Source organism: Thalassospira lucentensis MCCC 1A00383 = DSM 14000, assembly GCF_000421265.1.
GTDB classification, from domain to species: Bacteria; Pseudomonadota; Alphaproteobacteria; order Rhodospirillales; family Thalassospiraceae; genus Thalassospira; species Thalassospira lucentensis.
This window is the reverse complement of the sequence record NZ_ATWN01000001.1, coordinates 513007-531381: the sequence shown is the minus strand read 5'-3', so window position 1 is coordinate 531381 and position 18375 is coordinate 513007. Positions and strand designations below refer to the sequence as shown.

The 18375-nt window shown below is 52.9% G+C and carries 19 protein-coding genes and 1 riboswitch; of the genes, 8 read left to right on the top strand and 11 right to left on the bottom strand.

What is annotated here, in order from left to right:
- Nucleotides 1-79 precede the first annotated feature (79 nt).
- Nucleotides 80-1156 (top strand): alpha/beta hydrolase family protein, encoded by a 1077-nt coding sequence (locus K355_RS0102530; RefSeq protein WP_028791245.1) that lies wholly within the window; start codon nt 80-82, stop codon nt 1154-1156.
- Nucleotides 1157-1173: 17 nt separating this feature from the next.
- Here K355_RS0102530 and K355_RS0102525 read toward each other — a convergent pair whose 3' ends face one another.
- On the bottom strand, nt 1174-1782 hold the full coding sequence (locus K355_RS0102525; protein ID WP_022730543.1) for a GNAT family N-acetyltransferase: 609 nt from the start codon (nt 1780-1782) through the stop codon (nt 1174-1176).
- Between the two features lie 226 nt (nt 1783-2008).
- A riboswitch (TPP riboswitch) is annotated at nt 2009-2120 on the top strand.
- Between K355_RS0102525 and K355_RS0102520 the strand changes: the two genes are divergently transcribed.
- From K355_RS0102520 to K355_RS0102500, 5 genes are all read left to right on the top strand, one after another.
- The gene (locus tag K355_RS0102520; RefSeq protein ID WP_022730542.1) at nt 2111-2908 is read left to right on the top strand and encodes an ABC transporter ATP-binding protein; all 798 of its coding nucleotides are present in this window, start codon (nt 2111-2113) and stop codon (nt 2906-2908) included. (Overlaps the previous riboswitch by 10 nt.)
- Entirely contained in the window at nt 2905-3705 is an 801-nt protein-coding gene (locus K355_RS0102515) for an ABC transporter permease (RefSeq protein ID WP_022730541.1), read from the top strand. The genes K355_RS0102520 and K355_RS0102515 overlap by 4 nt, the downstream gene beginning before the upstream one ends.
- Before the next feature lie 83 nt (nt 3706-3788).
- Entirely contained in the window at nt 3789-4754 is a 966-nt protein-coding gene (locus tag K355_RS0102510) for an ABC transporter substrate-binding protein (protein WP_022730540.1), read from the top strand.
- A gap of 238 nt (nt 4755-4992) precedes the next feature.
- Entirely contained in the window at nt 4993-6045 is a 1053-nt protein-coding gene (locus K355_RS0102505; RefSeq protein ID WP_245562890.1) for an MBL fold metallo-hydrolase, read from the top strand.
- Between the two features lie 90 nt (nt 6046-6135).
- A complete protein-coding gene (locus tag K355_RS0102500; protein ID WP_028791240.1) occupies nt 6136-6987 on the top strand; it encodes an EamA family transporter in 852 nt (283 codons plus the stop codon).
- A gap of 78 nt (nt 6988-7065) precedes the next feature.
- Here K355_RS0102500 and K355_RS22930 read toward each other — a convergent pair whose 3' ends face one another.
- The 6 genes from K355_RS22930 to K355_RS0102470 form a co-directional block, all read right to left on the bottom strand.
- Nucleotides 7066-7803 (bottom strand): FadR/GntR family transcriptional regulator, encoded by a 738-nt coding sequence (locus tag K355_RS22930; RefSeq protein ID WP_022730537.1) that lies wholly within the window; start codon nt 7801-7803, stop codon nt 7066-7068.
- 29 nt (nt 7804-7832) lie between these two features.
- Nucleotides 7833-9113: a TRAP transporter large permease gene (locus K355_RS0102490; RefSeq protein ID WP_022730536.1), complete on the bottom strand. Its 1281-nt coding sequence runs from the start codon at nt 9111-9113 to the stop codon at nt 7833-7835.
- A complete protein-coding gene (locus tag K355_RS22925) occupies nt 9110-9628 on the bottom strand; it encodes a TRAP transporter small permease (RefSeq protein WP_022730535.1) in 519 nt (172 codons plus the stop codon). Before K355_RS22925 ends, K355_RS0102490 begins: the two co-directional genes overlap by 4 nt.
- Before the next feature lie 68 nt (nt 9629-9696).
- Nucleotides 9697-10722 carry a TRAP transporter substrate-binding protein gene (locus K355_RS0102480; protein WP_022730534.1) on the bottom strand — a complete coding sequence of 342 codons (1026 nt, stop codon included), beginning with the start codon at nt 10720-10722 and terminating at the stop codon, nt 9697-9699.
- 46 nt (nt 10723-10768) lie between these two features.
- Complete coding sequence (locus K355_RS0102475) at nt 10769-11692, bottom strand: SMP-30/gluconolactonase/LRE family protein (protein WP_022730533.1); 924 nt, start codon at nt 11690-11692, stop codon at nt 10769-10771.
- 610 nt (nt 11693-12302) lie between these two features.
- Nucleotides 12303-13616 carry an NAD(P)/FAD-dependent oxidoreductase gene (locus tag K355_RS0102470; protein ID WP_022730532.1) on the bottom strand — a complete coding sequence of 438 codons (1314 nt, stop codon included), beginning with the start codon at nt 13614-13616 and terminating at the stop codon, nt 12303-12305.
- 102 nt (nt 13617-13718) lie between these two features.
- On the opposite strand from K355_RS0102470, the gene K355_RS0102465 reads away from it, so the two are divergent.
- Nucleotides 13719-14873: a trans-sulfuration enzyme family protein gene (locus tag K355_RS0102465; protein WP_028791239.1), complete on the top strand. Its 1155-nt coding sequence runs from the start codon at nt 13719-13721 to the stop codon at nt 14871-14873.
- A 31-nt stretch (nt 14874-14904) separates the two neighbouring features.
- Nucleotides 14905-15993, top strand: coding sequence for a ChaN family lipoprotein (locus tag K355_RS0102460; protein ID WP_022730530.1), 1089 nt, complete (start codon nt 14905-14907; stop codon nt 15991-15993).
- Nucleotides 15994-16045: 52 nt separating this feature from the next.
- Here K355_RS0102460 and K355_RS0102455 read toward each other — a convergent pair whose 3' ends face one another.
- The 4 genes from K355_RS0102455 to K355_RS0102440 all read right to left on the bottom strand — a co-directional run bounded on the left by K355_RS0102455 (nt 16046) and on the right by K355_RS0102440 (nt 18197).
- Nucleotides 16046-16588, bottom strand: coding sequence for a Panacea domain-containing protein (locus K355_RS0102455; protein WP_028791237.1), 543 nt, complete (start codon nt 16586-16588; stop codon nt 16046-16048).
- 125 nt (nt 16589-16713) lie between these two features.
- Complete coding sequence (locus tag K355_RS0102450) at nt 16714-17160, bottom strand: hypothetical protein (protein WP_022730528.1); 447 nt, start codon at nt 17158-17160, stop codon at nt 16714-16716.
- A 116-nt stretch (nt 17161-17276) separates the two neighbouring features.
- A complete protein-coding gene (locus K355_RS0102445) occupies nt 17277-17804 on the bottom strand; it encodes an adenine phosphoribosyltransferase (RefSeq protein ID WP_022730527.1) in 528 nt (175 codons plus the stop codon).
- A gap of 168 nt (nt 17805-17972) precedes the next feature.
- On the bottom strand, nt 17973-18197 hold the full coding sequence (locus K355_RS0102440; RefSeq protein ID WP_022730526.1) for a hypothetical protein: 225 nt from the start codon (nt 18195-18197) through the stop codon (nt 17973-17975).
- Between the last annotated feature and the right edge of the window lie 178 nt (nt 18198-18375).

Sequence of the window (18375 nt, the reverse complement as noted above, 5' to 3'; positions counted from 1 at the left end):
GATTGACCGTTTACACAGCTTGGCGCAAGCTCTGATTATCATTAGCTGCCCTTTCCATCATCGGATCGAAAGCCCCCACATGCCATCGCCCCACCGCAAAAGGTTTCGCCGGTACTTTATCGCGACATTGATCGTCATTTTCCTGATTATCATCGTACCGGTTGGTTTTGCCCTGAACGGGCTTTCCGATTTCGACCTGTCAGATCGACATGTCGTAGAACTCGATTTCACCCATGACCAAAACCGGCTATCGGGCAGCCTGATATTACCCGATGCCAGTCATCGTGGGCCGATTGCCCTTATCATTCATGGGGATGGACCACAGAACCGATTTTCCGATGATGGCTATTTACCTCTGATCAACGCCCTGCTGGATCACGGGATTGGGGTCTATACCTGGGACAAAGCGGGCATAGGCGAAAGTTCCGGCAACTGGCTGGATCAATCCATGTCAGATCGCGCAAAGGAGGCCATCAACGCCTTTGACGCAATAGCCACGGCACGTCCGAAACAAGCCGACAAAATCGGCTTGTTCGGTTTTTCGCAAGCTGGCTGGGTAATTCCCAAGGCCCTGCCGATGAATATTGGCATCGCCTTTGGCGTTGTCATCGGGGGTGCCGCTAACTGGCAGGATCAGGGCGCATTTTACATGCGCAAGCGCTTGATGCGCGATGGCATTGCCGATAATGAAATCACCAAACAGATCGCGCAAAGTCGCCTGCGCGATAGTGCAATTTTTGCCCCGAATGCGGATTATCAAACCTATCGTTCAGCTATAAACGATAGCTTTCCGATGTCAGAAGACCGGTTTGGTTTTGTCAAACGCAACATTACAGCAGATGCCCGGTCCGATCTGGCACGTATTGATCAACCTGTCCTTGCCCTTTTCGGCGCGGATGATCTGAATGTCGATGCCAAAAGCGATTCGGTCATTTATCGAGATGTCCTGATCGGGCGTCATCCACAAAATGACGTCATCCTGATCCCCGATGCCAGCCACGGATTGTTGCACAGCAATCTGTTCAACTATCAACTGGCATCCGAAATGCCCGAAGAACGCCAGTGGCTGTTTGCTGCGATGGGGCGTTATGCCTACGCGCCTGACGTCCTTGACCAAACAGCAAACTGGATACATCAAGCCACCGACAGCCCATAACGGCAAAGTGTATCGCTTTACGGTGCCGCCCGGCCAATATCCCGATGCATGGTGGTTGCTGCCCTAAAACCAAACAGATACCGCAGCGGCCCGATATCCTGTGTCCCGGTTGCGCGAAAACCGCATCGTTCATAAAGCGCACGTGCACGCGGATTGATATCAATCACATCAAGACGAACCTGTGACAGCCCGCGTTCCCGCGCCGTGTCGGCCACCGCGGCCAAAAGTGCCGTTCCAACCCCCTGCCCACGCGCAATCGGATCGACAAAAATACCATCCATCAAAAGCATATCTGGCGCCAGATCGCGTTCAAGCAGATCAAGCAACAGGCCGCGCCACAATCCACCCCACGCACCATACACCGAACAGATATCGGACACCCCACCCCCGACAAAGGCACCCGCCGTGGTTTTAAACCCGGCAACACCCAACAAACGGCCATCCTCACCAATCGCACTGATGGCATGGCTGGACGCCATCACCTGTTTTAAAAACGCCAATGCCTTGTCTTCGGGGTTCATCACACGGGCGAGCTTTTGACGGAACGCTTCCCAGAACAGGGCACAGGCCGCCTCGCGATGTTTATCGGCAATGCCGGGCTGAAGGGTAAATCCCTGATGCTGCATTTTTGTGTTCCACGCCCTTTTCCAATCACCACCCAAACAAAAATAGACAACCCTTCTGAAATAACAATCACAGGCTGTGACCCAGCTCACCTTTTCAAATCATCAGACCAATGCACCCAAGCCCCAGACAGGGTAGGAAACCGAAATTTCACGTCGTGACATGTTGTGGGCCATTGCGATCAATTGTTACAAAACTTGACGCAGGTAAAATGTCTGCGCATAGTCCCGTCATCTCCGGGGGGGCCGATCGTAAATCGGCTGAGAGGTTTGGTGTTGCCAAACGACCCTTTGAACCTGAACCGGTTAAGACCGGCGTAGGAAGGATCGTATGACCGACACGACACCCAAGCCCACTACGGCACCCAATCCAACCCAGTTCGATATTGACCTGCGTTCTGCCCGTGTGGCATTTGGCGGCGTTGATATTTTCCATGACCTTGATCTTGGTTTGCCTGCAGGCAGTTTCACCTGCTTGCTCGGGCCAAGTGGTGTTGGCAAAAGCACACTTTTGCGCTTTCTCGCCGATCTGGTAGAAGGCGATGTTAGCGGTAACATCTCCTGTTCGGATGGGCTGCCGCTTAAATCCCGCATTGCCTATATGGCGCAGCAGGACTTGCTGTTGCCATGGCGCACGGTCCGCGAAAATGTCGAACTTGGCGCATCCCTTCGCGGGCAACGCCCCGATCATGACAAGGCCGACCGCCTGATTGCCGAGGTCGGGCTAAGCAATGCCGCCCATCTGCGGCCCGCCGAGTTATCGGGCGGCATGAAACAGCGCGCCGCCCTTGCCCGCACCCTGATGGAAGACCGACCGGTTGTCCTGATGGACGAGCCGTTTTCCGCCCTTGATCCGGTCAATCGGTTGCGGCTGCAAGAACTCGCCGCACGGGTGTTGCGCGGCAAAACCGTCCTTCTGGTCACCCATGATCCGTTAGAAGCGCTTCGCCTTGGCGACTTTGTCCATGTTCTGCGCGGCAGCCCGGCCCGCCTGCAAGACGCCATCACCCCGGCAGGCCATAGCCCGCGCGACATCACCGATGCCGATATCTTGCGCCAGCAGGCCCAATTGCTGCGCCAACTGGGCGCCAATGAAACCGCAGCAGCAGTGTCGGAGAATGCCCAATGAGCACCCCGGCAAAACGCACCCCCCTGTCTGAACGGCGGCTTTTGAAAATTGCCCGCCCGATCATCATCATCGTCGCACTGATTGCGACATGGCAACTGACCGTGACCCTGACCGGGGCGCCGAAATATATGCTGCCGACCCCGATTGATGTCTGGCACACCCTGATCACCCGCTATGCGGTGTTGTTTGATCACGCGCGCTATACCATTGCCGAAACCGTGATTGGCCTGTTTGCCGGGGCGACCCTTGGCGCGCTGGCGGCCATTCCGATGGCGCTGTTTACGCCCGTCCGGTTCTGGTTGATGCCGATCTTGCTGGTGTCCCAAGCCATTCCGTTTTTTGCCTTGGCTCCGCTTTTGGTCCTTTGGCTGGGATTTGGTTTGGCATCCAAGATCGCCATGGCTGCGCTTATTATTTTCTTCCCGGTCACCGTCGCCTTTTTTGACGGATTGGCCCGCACTGAACCCGGATGGCTTGATCTGGCGCGCACCATGGGGGCCAGCCGGTGGCGGCTTTTGACCCATATTCGTTTGCCTGCCGCCCTGCCCGCATTTGCATCGGGTTTCCGGGTTGCCACGGCCGTTGCCCCGATTGGGGCGGTGATTGGCGAATGGGTCGGATCAAGTCACGGACTGGGATATTTAATGCTGCACGCCAATGCGCGGGTTCAGATTGATATGGTTTTTGCCTGTCTTTTGATCCTGTGCGCCTTTTCGATCACGCAATATTTCATTGTGGATCGCGTGTTGCGTGCCGCGCTGCCCTGGCAACCCGACAGCCTGACGCCGGTTCGATAAACCCCATCCGTCGCGACTGAAAATGGCCGCGACAGCAAAACTCATACAAATACGTAATGGCCCATCACAACAGAGGTTCATCCATGTCACGCCTGAAATCCATGATTAAAGCAGTCACCATTGGCGCAACATTAAGTGCCGCCGTTCTGGGCACATCCAGCCCGGCCTTTGCGGCGGACAAACTGACCATCCTTCTTGACTGGTTCGTCAATCCCGACCACGCGCCACTGATTGTTGCCAAGGAAAAGGGCTTTTTTGCCAAGCATGATCTGGATGTCGAATTGATCGAGCCAAGTGATCCATCCGCCCCGCCGCGCCTTGTTGCTGCTGGTCAGGGCGATGTTGCCGTCAATTATCAGCCACAGCTTCATGTGCAAGCCGCCCAAGGATTGCCGCTGACCCGCATCGGAACGCTGGTCGCGACCCCGCTTAACAGCCTGATTGTCCTGAAAGACGGCCCGATCAAGGAAATCGCCGATCTGAAGGGCAAGAAAATCGGCTATTCTCTGGCTGGATTTGAGGACGCAATGCTCGGCACCATGCTGGGCAATCACGGGGTATCAATTGATGATGTCGAGTTGATCAACGTGAACTTCTCGCTGTCCCCGTCACTTTATTCCGGGCAGGTCGATGCGATCATTGGCGGATATCGCAATTTCGAACTGAACCAGATGGAAATCGAAGGCAAGCCGGGCAAGGCATTCTTTGTCGAGGAAGAAGGTGTGCCGCCCTATGACGAGCTGATCCTGACCGTGCGCAATGACAAAACCGACGATCCGCGTTATGCGCGTATGTTGGCGGCCCTGGAAGAAGGCGTTCAGTACCTGATCAACCATCCCGATGACAGTTGGGATGCCTTTGTTGCCGCCTACCCCAACCTTGATGATGAGCTGAACATCAAGGCATGGGCCGATACCCTGCCGCGCTTTGCGTTGCGTCCGGGCGCCCTTGACAAAGCGCGCTATGCCCGCTTTGCCGATTACATGGTCAAACAGGGCCTGATCACCGGTGCCCCCGCGCTTGAAACCTACGCCACGGTTATTGAGTGATGATCGCATGATCGCCTAACCGACAAGTCCCCCCTGCTTTCGCATCGCTTGTCCCGGTGAATGCGAAGGCACCCTGAAAGGCCGGAACAACTGGACCGTTCCGGCCTTTCTTTATGTGTGCATCATCAACACCAACCGTTGAAACCTTGCATCGCATCAGCAGACGGTTACCTTATGGTCACCCTATAAAATGCGACATCTACTGCAGGTCGCATCAGCTCACAGTCAGGACAACCAAGTGCAAAGCAAAACCAAGCCAGCACACCACACCGAAACCGGATTTGAAAACCGGCACCCGCTGCCCGATCCGGTCAAACGGTCGTTCTGGCGGTTTTTGAGACGGCGCTATTTTGGTGACGACGAATGGCCCAAAGCCAAACATCAGCATGGCAAAACCCCGGTCGAGGCCCCAGATCATGACGCCATCCAAAACCCTAACCCGACGCGATTGCAGGTCACATGGATCGGCCATGCCACGGTTCTGGTACAATATGGCGGGCTGAACATTCTGACCGATCCGGTCTTTGCCGACCGCGCATCGCCGTTCAAGCGTGTCGGACCAAAACGTTATAGCCAGCCGGGCCTGACCATCGATCAGTTGCCTAAGCTTGATCTGGTGTTGCTGTCGCACAATCACTACGACCATTTCGATCTTGATAGTTTGACCAAACTTGGCAACGGGCCGCGCTATGTCTTGCCGCTTAAAAACGGCACCTTGCTGGAAAAGGCTGGAATAACCGCGGATCGTTATGACGAAATGGATTGGGATGATCAGCTATCGCATTCCGGCGTGACGGTCACCCACGTTCCGTCCAACCATTGGTCGAGCCGCACGACCAAGGACCGCAAGGAAATGCTGTGGGGTGGTTACATTCTTGAATTTGCCGATGGGTATCGGTTTTATTTCGTCGGTGATACCGGCTGGAACGAGGCGCTTTTTACCGAGTTGGGTGCACAATATGGCGGTATTGATTTTGGCCTGATCCCGATTGGGGCCTATGACCCGCGTGACTTCATGCGCAATGCGCACTGCAACCCCGAAGAAGCCGTTTCGATTATGCAGGTGATGGGTGTTAAGCAGGCGCTTGCCATTCATTGGGGCACGTTTGTCTTAACCGCCGAACCGGTTGACGAACCGCCCGTGCGACTGGCATCTGCCTGCACGGATGCGGGCATTGGACACGGTGACTTTATTGCCCCGCCGATTGGTGCAACCCGGTTCTTTGACGGTAAACCCACGGCCCAACAGACAACCTTGCAAAAGGTCGAGCCCACAGCGTCCCCGGCATAGCAGCCCCCATCAGATCGGTTTAGTGGTTATTCCGTCCCCGTGCTAAGCATCAGTGATACGTCACAAAACCGTAACACTGGTTGCTTTGCCATGAGCTTGACCGTCTTTCTTGCCGTTATGGGTGCTGCCCTGATGCATGCCGTTTGGAATGCCTTGGTCAAAGGTGGCCCGGACAAACTGATGAACATGACCGCGATTGTGCTGGGTCATATTCCAATTGTTCTGATCCTGTTTCCCTTTGTGGACGTTCCCGCACGCGAAAGCTGGCCCTATCTTATTGGCTCGATCGGGCTTCATATCGGCTATCAGCTATTTTTGATCCTGGCTTATCGCCTTGGTGATCTTAGTCAGGTGTATCCGATTGCGCGCGGCTCCTCACCCCTGATCGTGGCTGCGGTATCGGTTCTTGTGCTCGGTGTGACGCTTCAGGTCAGTGAATGGCTGGCGATTGTTGTCATCGGCTTGGGGATTTTAAGCATGTGCATCGTGCGTCAGGCTGATGGCATGCGCAACCGCAATGCCGCCCTTGCCGCCATTATAACGGGCTGCTTTATCAGCAGTTATTCGCTGGTCGATGGCACAGGGGCAAGGCTGGCCGGAAGTGCGCTTGACTATTATGCTTATCAGACCGTCGGTGACGTTTTGATCTTTGGCCTAATCGCAACTGTGATGCGGCCGCGCATCCTTGTTGATGTCGCCAAGCGCGGCAAAAGGATCTTCTTTGTTGGCGGCACGGCATCCTTTGTCGCCTATGCCACTGTGATGTGGGCTTTTACGCAAGCACCAATCCCGCTGGTGGTCGCCTTGCGTGAAACCGGTATTGTCTTTGCCCTTTTTATCGGCGTGTTTTTCATGGGCGAGAAACTCAATCTTGTGAAAGTTTCCTCCACCATGATGACGCTCGGCGGGGCAATTATCTTGCGGCTGGCCAAAAGCCTTTAACCTCCTCGACCTGAACCAAACTGTAGTCCCACAAAAACTAACCGTTTTACGTTCAGGAAAAACAGTTCGCGCCAATCCTTAATCCGCTGAGATCGGCGCACGTTTAAGTGTTGCATCTACATTCTGTAGATGCCGACGCATCGCCGCTCTTGCCTTGCGTCGATCCTGCGCCTTTACGGCTGCAAGAACTTCCTTGTGATCTTCTATCCATTTCAGCCGATGATGAGGCTGCCTGATCCAATTTTGGAAAATAGACCAAAGGGTCAACTCTGTCTGATGGAAGAGATCCGAAACGACGCCGGATAAAAACATATTTCCCGACGCCTTGGCCATCGCCAAATGAAAATCACGGTCCCCACTTTCATGATCAGCATTGTTGCGATATTCCGCAACCATTCGATCAATAGCTTCTTGGAGGGCAACAAGATCAGCATCCGTGCGACGCTGAGCCGCATTCGCCGCAATTTCAGGCTCAATCGTCAATCTGGCATCAATCAGGGCGAATGGACCAGCACCTTCTTGCTCTGCATCTGTTTCCGTGTCATTTCCGTGACGAACCTGCGGCGTTTCGAGCTTATTAACGAAAACCCCTGCCCCCATACGAATGCGGATTAAACCGGCAATTTCAAGCGCAATCAAAGCCTCACGAACGGTTGTTCGTGAAACTCCGATCTTTGCAGAAAGATCACGCTCGGTCGGTAGTTTGGAACCGGGCGGATATGTGCCAGCATGAATTTCGACCTCAATTGCATCAGCGACAGAGCGATACAACCGCCGTTCACCCGGCCGGTCGTTCAATTTAAGTGACGTACCCATTCCTTACCGTCCTAATTCTTTTAGACTGGCTATTTCAGCAGCCCGGTAAACATGAGCGTGATTGTTTCAGAGTAGGTCACGATGAGCAAGGCTGTAACAAGCACGATCAAAGATGACCACTGATATCGCATGATCTGTCCGATCCGCGACCCGGAAATTGCCGATGTGATATAAAGGAGCAACCCAACAGGGGGCGTTACATTACCAAAAACCAAGGCGACACAAAGAATAATCCCAAAATGCACATCATTAAATCCAAGCGCCTGCCCCAAAGGATAGAACACAGGGACAATAAGAACGACTGCTGCGGTTACCTCAACCACAGCCCCGATCACCAAAACAATCGCAATAACCAACAAGATCGCCAAACCGGGCGCATCGGTGACGGATAGAATGGCACTTACAACGGTTTGCGGCACCTGTTCCACGGCAAGAAGCCAGCCAAAGATGCCTGCGGAGGCCATAATGAATGCTACCATTCCGGTAGAATACGCAGCCTTGGATAGAATATTTTTCAACCGTGCCATCGGAAGTTCATGATAGACGAACCGCGCAACAAGACCGGCATAAACAACCGCGACCGCGCCCGCCTCTGTCGGCGTAAAAATCCCGCAAATGATGCCCCCGATAATGATGATCGGCGCCAAAAGAGCCCAGATAGAGCTGCTAAAACTCTTAATAATTTGGCCGATCGTCTGGCGCCGCTCACTGCCCCAACCATTCCGATAAGCATAAATCCAGTTCAAAGCCATCAAACCAAACGCAATGATCAACCCCGGGACAATTCCGGCCATGAACATTGCACTTACCGAAACACCTGTAATCGATCCGTAAACAACCATAATGATGCTTGGCGGGATAATGGGGCCGATAGATGCCGCGGACGCATTGATTGATGCGGCAAACGCAGCAGGATAGCCCTTTTCTTTCATCGCCGGAATCATGATTGATCCGATTGCACTTGCCGCCGCTGCCGAAGAACCGGTCAGAGCTGAAAAAATAGTATTGGCAAGAACAGCCACCTGCGCCAAACCGCCACGCCAATGCCCGACAAGCGATTGGGCAAACCGGATCATACGTGCAGACAATCCGCCTTGCTCCATCAATTCGCCAGCAAGAATAAAGAACGGAATGGCCAGCAAGGACGAACTGTCAATCATCACATACATTCGCTGGGGAATGAGTTCCAGCGGCAACCCCTTCCCGCCCAGCACAATAGCGAGAACCGCACTCACCCCCATGGAAAAGGCGACAGGAACCCGCAGAAAAATCAAAACAGCAAAGCTGACAAGCAGAATAGTGAGGGTCATATCGGACTATCCTCACCAAGAGAATGAGTTGGATGAAGCATCGCGGTGACGGCACTAAGGATCGAAAGAACACCGAAAATCACGAAAATCGACTGATAAATTGCCATTGAGAAGCCAGTTGCCGGCGCTGTTGTGAACGCGTTAAGGGTCATCAAGCGTTCGCCGTAAAAGATCATCAGTGCGGAAAAAAGAGCAATGACCAGATTGACAAATATATTGATCAATTTTTCCGTAACAGACTCTGGCTTCCCCCTAAGAAGTTCCAGAGTTATATGCGCACCTTCTTTCTGCACCAACCGACTTGCGGCGATAAAAACCATCCAAATAAAGGATGCACGCGACACCTCGTCAGCCCAGTCAATAGATGCAGAAAACACATAGCGCAGGACAATCTGCGCAATCGTAAGTGTTACAAAAACCGTAAAAAGTGAAATGACGCACAGCTCGTTAAAACGATTTACAAACCCCATAAACCGCAGAAAAACCGAGCGCACAAAAGATAGGCGCATTGTCATGATTACCTCTTGGAACGCAGGCCATCATTGTGCCGCATCACACTGACACGGCACAATGATTTGATTAATTAGGCTTTACGCTGGAATGTTTTGACAATGTCCCAGGCTTCGTCGCCAACCGGGTCAAGAACGCTCGCCCATGAGGTTTGCGCAATTTCTGCGAATGCAGCCTTGTCCGGACGATTAATTACAACGCCGCCTGCTGCGATTTTATCAAGTGCAGCGCTATTATCTACAATGGCTGCATCCCATTCGTCGGCCCACGCTTCGCGGGCAGATTCAGTGACAGCTTCTTGTTCAGCGGTACTCAGAGACTGATAGAACCGCTCGCTGATGGTAATCATCAGCGGATTGAACAGATGTTCGGTCAGAGAATAATATTTGCTGACTTCGTTAAATTTCTGCTGAAGAACAGCCGACGGCACACCCTCTGCGCCCGAAACAACATCGGTTTGCAATGATGTATAAACCTCAGCATACGGAACACCAACCGGCAGCGCACCGAAGGCTTTCATTGGTTCGAGATGCAATTTTGCTTCTGGCACACGGATTTTGAGGCCTTTGAGATCTTCTGGCGTTTCAATCGGGCGATTATTCGTAAACACCGAACGGAAACCAAGATTTCCCCATGCAAGATTTCGGATTTGTGCCTTTTCAATCAATGCCTTGTTAAAGATTGCACCATTCGCACCGCTGAGCATTTCGCGCGCGTGATCATTTGATTCCCAAAGGTAGTAAAGCGACCCCGCAACGACAACAGGGACCAGATTGGAAACATAGTCCGGACCGCTTGACGTCATTTCAACAGAACCAAACCGCAAGCCTTCATACAAATCGCGAAGACCACCAAGTTGCCCTGCCGGATAGATTTCAACATTGACCGACCCATTGGTCCGTTCCGCAACTTTCTGTGCGAAAGCTTCGTAGGCCTTTTGGGTTGCACTGTTCGGGGCTTCAATATGGCCCACTTTTAGCGTCTTGGCCGATGCAAATGCCCCCGTCGAAAACAATGTTGATGCGGCCAGTGCAGATGCACCTGCTGCAGCAGAGTTTTTCAGGAACGCACGACGACTTTGATTTTTATTAAAGTTCATTGTTTCCTCCCATTTAAAGCAGCTGTTCACGATGAACTGCCACATATCAGACGCCGTTCGGCGCCCACTCACGATAAAACCCGCTAATTTCCATCTCGACAGAAAGAATGGAACCGCTATCTGCCTCGGTCATAAACAAGGTGCGCCCATCCTTTCCGCCATAGGTCAGATTAGAAATACGATCACCAGCATCGGTCACGATGCGTAAAATGGGCTCTCCCTTGCGGTCAAAAACCCAAACACACCCCATTCCGATATGCGCCACGACAAGGTTCCCGGCAGCATCAATTGTCATGCCATCAGGGCCAATACCGCCACTCATCTGAATGAAAACACCAGCTTTGGTCACGTCACCAAATTGGGTTAGCTGCAATCGAAGAATGTTATTGCCCCGGGTTGCGGCAACATACAGCTCGGTTTCTTCGCGGTTCAGCACCAAGCCATTCGGACCAAGCAACCCGCCAAGCAGCAACTGCAAGCGCCCATCAGGGTTAAGGCGGAACACACGCCCCGTTGGATCCTGCAACCCAGTTGACCCCTGATCTGTAAAATAGACCGTCCCGTCTCGGCCAACGGCAAGGTCATTGATCCCCTTAAACTTTTCCGAATGAAAGCGATCAACCAAAACTTCATATTCGCCGGTATCAGCATCGAATTGAAGAAGTCCCAACCGAAAGTCCGCAACCAAGATTCGCCCATCCGGCAAGACCTTTAGCCCATTGGGTTCGCCGTCATAATTGGCAAAAACGTCAAAAACGCCATCCGTGATTCGAAATATGCGCCCACGGGCAACGTCAACACAATACAGACGCCCAGAGGCATCAAATGACGGCCCCTCCAGGAAGGAATGCATCAGGCGCTTGCCGTGGGTATAAGCCGCGCTCCATTCGGTTTGCCTGTCGTTGTCGCGCAAACTTTGCGGAAGAGACAGGTGAATTTTTGCCGCAACTTGAGCTGGCTCTTTGAACATATAAACCCTCCTTCAATGCGCATGGCGCAACCGCAACACGGTGCAGCTTCCCTACACATCGCCCAAAGAACCAAGCACAAGTCGAATTTATCGTCAACAAATAGGTTGGACCACTGATCCAATTTTGAAACTAAACGAATCCAAAATCACCGACCTAAAATAATATTTATTATTATATATCAACTATTTATATAAAAAATGACACCAAAAATAAAATCCGTCAAAATTTTTATTTTATATAAATACTCATCAAAACCTCACAAAACATCCCCTTGGATTGGTTTTTTAAAGTGTGCAAAGCAAGAGTCTAAGACGACAAACTTCGCGACGGAGAGATCGCAACCTGAAACAGAAACAATTGTCACGAAACACCAACCGAACCTAAAAAGGAGGCTGGCAACGTGCAGTTGTTGCCAGCCTCCTAATCCGCAACCCTTTGGACCAACCCGTCTAGCAGTTTCTGTCTTGCTGGCTGCCACAAAGGCCCTTTGCCCAGCGCAAATGAGTTGTATTACATCCTAGAGATCAATGGGATGGCGACTTCGGTGCATCAAAACCATCGCTCCCAAGCACGATAGCTCACAAAAACATTTGAAACGAAACTAAGAGCCTAAACCCGCGAGCGTGGCCGCCGGACCGATCCGTCTTCAAACCGTGACAGTTCCATCCCGGCCAGTGTGATCGAAGGTTGTCCGGTAGTGATCCAGTCGGCCAGCACCTTACCCACCACCGGCCCCATGGCAAATCCATGGCCGGAGAATCCGGTTGCGACAAAGAAATGCTTGGGATTGTCGAACTGATCAATCACCGGCACGGCGTCCGGGGTAACATCAATATCACCGGCCCATGTATCTACGATACCGACCTGCTTGATCTGCGGGAAAACCTTTTGCAGGTTTGCCATCGCGTTGCTGACCCGAACCTTATAGGGCTCGGCCTGATTGGTGCGCCGCCCGATGGTTGGTTGTTTTGAGACGTCCGATCCGGGCATGCGGTCCACCAGATCGTCAAAGAACCGCTTATTAAGGTGGAACTTAAACGTCGCCCAGTTATCAAACAGCCCCGGCGCAAAATCACGCGCGAATTTAAACCGGCCCAAAGTCAGATCAATATCGGTCATAAATTCATCTGCGATGTTCATCGACCCGTCGGTGCGTTGACGGAATGCAAGGCCAGCGGCCAACGTCCCAGCAGCGGAAATATCGGGCACGGGGGTGGTGCGAATAACCGTGCCGCGCGTGGTTTGCTGGGGCAAACGGCGGCCCAGTTTGGCAACGAATTTATGGGTGGCGGCCCCGGCAGCACAAATAACGTATTTGCATTTGATCTCGCCACGCTCAGACACGACCGAACTGATCGCACCACCTTGGGTTTCAATCGAAAGGGCGCCGCACCCTTCGGCAATCACAGCCCCCAGTTCCGATGCGCGTTTGGCAATCGCAGGTACGGCTTTCTTCGGTTCGGCCTGTCCATCGGACGGGGTGTAAATCCCACCAACACCCGGTGTTGTGATGCCCGGTGTGATTTTCGCGATCCCTTTGGCGTCAAGCACCTGTGTCTCAACACCAAATCCCTTGGTATCTTCGATCCATTGTTCGTACTCGGCCATTTCAGAACCATCACGCGCGACAAAAAGAACCCCGCCTTGCCGCCATTCCAGATCGGCATTCAGTTCCTTTTCCAGCCCCTGCCAGATGCGGTTACAGGCCATCATCAATGGCATTTCAACCGGATCACGCCCTTGTTGGCGGACAAACCCCCATGCCCGCCCGGACTGGTGCGATGCAATCGTGTCCTTTTCCAGAAGAACAACCTTCATACCCGCCTTTGTCAGGTAATAGGCACTTGAGGCGCCATGAATACCGCCGCCGATCACAACGACGTCACATTCTTTGGGTAAGTCAATTTCAGGGTACTGCGTCATGTGGGGCCTTTTAATCGGGTTTCAGATGGTTTTCGGTTTGGTGTGTGGCGCGAACCAAGTTATGTTGCGCGCCAACAAATCTCAACAAAATCAGGTGCCACCATGTCTGATCAGACAAAAAAACAGTCTCCTGCCACCATCACAGCACAGGCGCTGGGCTGGGTAGATGACGCCACTAAATCTGTCACCCCACCGCTTTATCCGTCGACCACCTTCGAACGGAATACGGACCTCAGTTATCATGACGGGCGGTGCTATACCCGTGCAGATAACCCAACATATGATCAGACAAGTGCGGTTTTAAACGCACTTGAAGGCGGCACTGAAACCCGCCTGTTTGCATCGGGCATGGCGGCCGCCGTTGCGGTATTGCACGCACTTAATCCCGGTGATCATGTTGTTGCCCCCAAGGTCATGTATTGGGCGCTGCGCAGCTTTATGCTCGACAGTGGTGTGCGTGCTGGACTGACATTTGATTTTGTCGATAACGGTGATACCGCCGATTGGGCCAAGCACATTGTCGCTGGCAGAACCAAAATGGTCTGGCTTGAAACCCCGGCAAATCCCGATTGGCAAATCACCGATATCGCCGCCGTTGCCGAGGTTGCCCATGCGGCTGGCGCGCAGGTCGTGGTTGATAACACGGTGGCTACCCCGCTTTTGACCCGCCCGATTGATTTTGGCGCGGATATCGTCATGCATTCGGCGACCAAATATCTGAACGGTCATAGCGACGTTTTGGCTGGCAGCTTGACCACAGCCAAGGACAGCGAATTCTGGCAGCGTGTATGTAAGCAACACGCATCGGGCGGGGCTGTTTTGGGCGTATTTGAAACGTGGCTGTTGCTGCGCGGTATGCGCACCCTTTCGATCCGGGTAGAACGTGCGTCGGCCAATGCCATGGCGATTGCCAAACATTTTGAAAACCACCCGGAAGTCGAACAGGTTCAATATCCCGGCCTTGAAAGCCACATCGGCCATGACATCGCGAAAAAGCAAATGACCGGCGGTTTCGGTGGCATGTTGTCGATCCGGGTAAAGGGCGGCGGCAAACGGGCTGTTGATTTCCACAACCAGTGCAAACTGTTTAAACGCGCCACATCGCTTGGCGGGGTGGAAAGCCTGATTGAGCACCGCGCATCGGTCGAAGGCCCAACCAGCCCCGTACCCGATGACCTGTTGCGGTTGTCGGTTGGCATCGAAAACGGCAATGACCTTGTTAACGACATCGAAACAGCTCTGACCTTAAGCAAATAAGCCATATTGTTCCATCATCGGGGATGTGCCTGTGACGCCATTGCGACTGACAACACCAGCATACAAATTGATATCCTTATGCGGCCCAGTTGCCGCACGCCGATTGGGCGTTGTCACTGCAATTGTAACCACCGCAATCTTGCTTAGTCCGCCGGTAAAAGCCGATGAAGCCCTTGCGAATGATCCGGCACACACAAAGGATGTTAGCGCTAACATCGTGATTACAGATGTCAGTCCCCTTCCGCCTGCACCGGGTTTGATTTTTGATGTTCGGGCCGGGGAATACATCATGCTCGGCGAACTGGTCCGGCGTATTGGCGACGCCAAATATGTCCTGATCGGGGAAAAGCATGACAACCCGATCCACCATCACCATCAGGCTGAACTGATTGATGCGCTGAGCAAATCGGGCAATCGCCATCGTGCGGTCGTTTGGGAAATGTTCACCCGCGATCAGCAGGCTTCGCTTGACCAAAACTGGCACGATTTGACTGTGGCGGATCTCGGTCTGGCCATGACGTGGGAAGATCGCGGCTGGCCATCCTGGCAGGATTACGCCCCGATTGCGCAAGCCGCGCGCAACAATGATCTGGCAATGGTGGCGGGCAACCTGCCAGATGATATTTTGCGACCAATGATTGCCAATGGTGTTTCGGCCCTGCCAGATGATTTGGCAAAGGATCTTTCGCTTCCTGATATTCCGGCTGATATTCAAGTTCTGCTTGATCAGGAAATCGCCGAGGGACATTGCGACACGTTGCCGAAATCAATGCTGCCTGCCTTTTCAACCGTGCAATTTGCCCGCGATGCATCGCTTGCACGTGCGATGTATGATGCCGCGAACAGTGACACCACAGATGGCGCCTATCTGATTGCCGGTGCGATGCATGTCCGCCGTGGCATCGCCGCCCCATGGCATTTACGCCGGTTTGATACGAACCTGACCGATCAGGATGTCGCAGTTGTCAGCCTGATCGAGGCCGATGACCCAAGTGACGATCCCAGCAACATTGAAGATTACGCACTGCGGTTTGGGCCGTCTGATGCGATTGATTTCATGTGGTTTACCAATGACATCGTGCGCGGAAATCCGTGCGATGACCTTAAAATGGGTCAGTAACGCACAAGATCGAGTTCCCCTCGTCCCGTAGGTTTTGGGACCATCTCACCGACTATTTCAGACGTCGCGGCAACCAGTCCGTTGTGGCAACCGGCTTACCCTTGTGCGACTGCATGACACGCGGGCGCACGACTTCCTTGGCTTCTGGTGTGGTTGCAGATTTGCGAACCGACGCATAGAAATCGACCAGGTCCTGATAGGGAATGATCGTCCCTGTACCCGCCTTGTAGGCCTTGGTATAGGGCGGATGGTTACAGACCGTCATGCTGAGATGTTCGACCGTGTGGTGGCCAAATTGTGCCCAGATGCTTTCGATGAAATGCGATGTTTTCGGATCAACCGGTTTAAGCCGCACATCGGGACGGCATTCTTCCATCACGGCATAAAGGTTTGGTTCAACCGGACCGAATTCCTCGGCGACAAAGATGGCGGGCATCAGCATGTTGCCGTGGTAATTTGCCCCGTAATAGGCTTGCGCCAGATACAAAAGCCGGTGCAGCTTTTGCGGCTGCAGATATTCGTTATCATTCAGCGCATGATCGATAAGTCTGAATGCTGCTTCGAAAACCGTATTGAGAACCGGCTTGTTCTTCATGCTGCGCCCGATGGTCTGACTAAGAATTAACGACGGGCAATCATACGGCCTATGGCAGACACCAACAAGCACCCACCAGCCCATTTTTCAAAATTTTGAATGATGATTGTTTTGCCAAACAGCGATCAGACAGACGTATCAAGATGCGTCCCGCGATAGCCCGCACCATGTACCACCGCATTCACCACGGCGTAAAAAGACGTGCCGCTGTTTGACGACAGATCGAACGGAATGCTGGGATCAAGCAGGCTTGCGAAATCAATGTCACCCTGCGGTTCAATCGCGCCGTCCTTGTCACTGGAACGGCGTGCGGCCGACATGCCGCGCTGCTCTGTGCGTTGGTCTTTTTGCTCGCTAGAATGCCCCTGCCCCGATTGGCGTTTGTGTTTGCCATCGACATAGGCATTGAACAAAATGCCGTCATCATCGGGGTTATATCCGAAATGCTGAGAAGACTCTTCGACCTGACTGTTGCGGTCAACTGTTGCCACACCGCGCGCGCCAGCAGCCATCAGTCGCCCGTACTGACTGACTTGCGTAACGGCCTGCGGTGTATTTACAGCAACAACCATTTTCCAATCCCTGCCGGAAACCGGCAACGCATTAAATCTTATTCAACTGCAACATTATACTCGAAAACGGGGCAAAACGGCAGAAAAATCGACAAACCGGCCGAATGAGGCCTGTTTTAATCGCCTTCGAATTCAACCAGATGGAATTCATCGACACCACGGTCGCGGATTTTCTGCGCGCCGCCAAGGTCGGGCAAATCAATGATAAAGGCGCATCCGGCAACGTCACCACCAGCCTTTTCAACCAGATCAATCGCACCAAGAGCCGTCCCGCCAGTGGCAATCAGATCATCCATGATCAAAACGCGCTGACCGGGCTTGATGGAATCCTTATGGATTTCAATCACATCCGAACCATATTCCAGATCATATTCAACACTGATGGTTTCAGCGGGCAACTTGCCTTTTTTACGCACAGTGACGAACCCGATGCCAAGCGCAACAGCGACTGCCGGACCAATGACAAAGCCGCGGGCTTCGATCCCGGCAATCACGTCGATGTTTTTATCCTGATATTCGGCGGCGAAACCGTCGATCACGTCACGCAATCCGTCCGCATCGGAAAACAGCGTCGTGATATCGCGGAACATAATTCCCTTTTTCGGATAATCGGGAATGGTACGGATCAACGACTTAATCGACATGGGAAACTCCGCTTAGCAATCAGGCATAAAAACGCTGCTTGGGGTAAACGACGAACATGGTCGCTGTTTACCCTTCATGAGCGTCACTTGATGCCTCAAACCGATTGCCTTGGCAAGGTCGATCACCCTGCCCGCCATAGAATCCGGTCGTTTATGTTTGCCACGTGATCAGGCTGCGTGGGCAATTGCCGTGCGCGGCACAGATGCGTTGGGTCGCGTGACAAAATCATTGGCAAGTTTCTTGCTGATTTCAGCCCGTATACCACGCGAAAGGCCGGTTTCGGCGGCTTGCCGATTTCCCCATACCGCGCGGTAAAGGCGATAGTCATGGTCATTGATCTGACCGAATACTTTTTCGACTTCCATCAGAGTTTGGACATAACTCTTTTTCATGTCAGCCATCCTGTTGCTCGTGACGTTTCACGAGATATTTCGCGAAACAATGACGGGGCGTTCATGCCGCGTCCTTAGAGCAGCGATATAATCGGTGTTTGGCGGTCTCTCAACGTCAGGACGGTGACAACATCGGGAATATTTTGTGACACCCCGCCTTAATCGCAAAACCCGCGAT

Excerpts from the sequence above, each read along its gene's own strand:
- K355_RS0102530 (WP_028791245.1), top strand. The coding sequence starts at position 80 with ATGCCATCGCCCCACCGCAAAAGGTTTCGCCGGTACTTTATCGCGACA.
- K355_RS0102525 (WP_022730543.1), bottom strand. The coding sequence starts at position 1,782 with ATGCAGCATCAGGGATTTACCCTTCAGCCCGGCATTGCCGATAAACAT.
- K355_RS0102520 (WP_022730542.1), top strand. The coding sequence starts at position 2,111 with ATGACCGACACGACACCCAAGCCCACTACGGCACCCAATCCAACCCAG.
- K355_RS0102515 (WP_022730541.1), top strand. The coding sequence starts at position 2,905 with ATGAGCACCCCGGCAAAACGCACCCCCCTGTCTGAACGGCGGCTTTTG.
- K355_RS0102510 (WP_022730540.1), top strand. The coding sequence starts at position 3,789 with ATGTCACGCCTGAAATCCATGATTAAAGCAGTCACCATTGGCGCAACA.
- K355_RS0102500 (WP_028791240.1), top strand. The coding sequence starts at position 6,136 with ATGAGCTTGACCGTCTTTCTTGCCGTTATGGGTGCTGCCCTGATGCAT.
- K355_RS22930 (WP_022730537.1), bottom strand. The coding sequence starts at position 7,803 with ATGGGTACGTCACTTAAATTGAACGACCGGCCGGGTGAACGGCGGTTG.
- K355_RS0102490 (WP_022730536.1), bottom strand. The coding sequence starts at position 9,113 with ATGACCCTCACTATTCTGCTTGTCAGCTTTGCTGTTTTGATTTTTCTG.
- K355_RS22925 (WP_022730535.1), bottom strand. The coding sequence starts at position 9,628 with ATGACAATGCGCCTATCTTTTGTGCGCTCGGTTTTTCTGCGGTTTATG.
- K355_RS0102480 (WP_022730534.1), bottom strand. The coding sequence starts at position 10,722 with ATGAACTTTAATAAAAATCAAAGTCGTCGTGCGTTCCTGAAAAACTCT.
- K355_RS0102475 (WP_022730533.1), bottom strand. The coding sequence starts at position 11,692 with ATGTTCAAAGAGCCAGCTCAAGTTGCGGCAAAAATTCACCTGTCTCTT.
- K355_RS0102470 (WP_022730532.1), bottom strand. The coding sequence starts at position 13,616 with ATGACGCAGTACCCTGAAATTGACTTACCCAAAGAATGTGACGTCGTT.
- K355_RS0102465 (WP_028791239.1), top strand. The coding sequence starts at position 13,719 with ATGTCTGATCAGACAAAAAAACAGTCTCCTGCCACCATCACAGCACAG.
- K355_RS0102455 (WP_028791237.1), bottom strand. The coding sequence starts at position 16,588 with ATGAAGAACAAGCCGGTTCTCAATACGGTTTTCGAAGCAGCATTCAGA.
- K355_RS0102450 (WP_022730528.1), bottom strand. The coding sequence starts at position 17,160 with ATGGTTGTTGCTGTAAATACACCGCAGGCCGTTACGCAAGTCAGTCAG.
- K355_RS0102445 (WP_022730527.1), bottom strand. The coding sequence starts at position 17,804 with ATGTCGATTAAGTCGTTGATCCGTACCATTCCCGATTATCCGAAAAAG.
- K355_RS0102440 (WP_022730526.1), bottom strand. The coding sequence starts at position 18,197 with ATGAAAAAGAGTTATGTCCAAACTCTGATGGAAGTCGAAAAAGTATTC.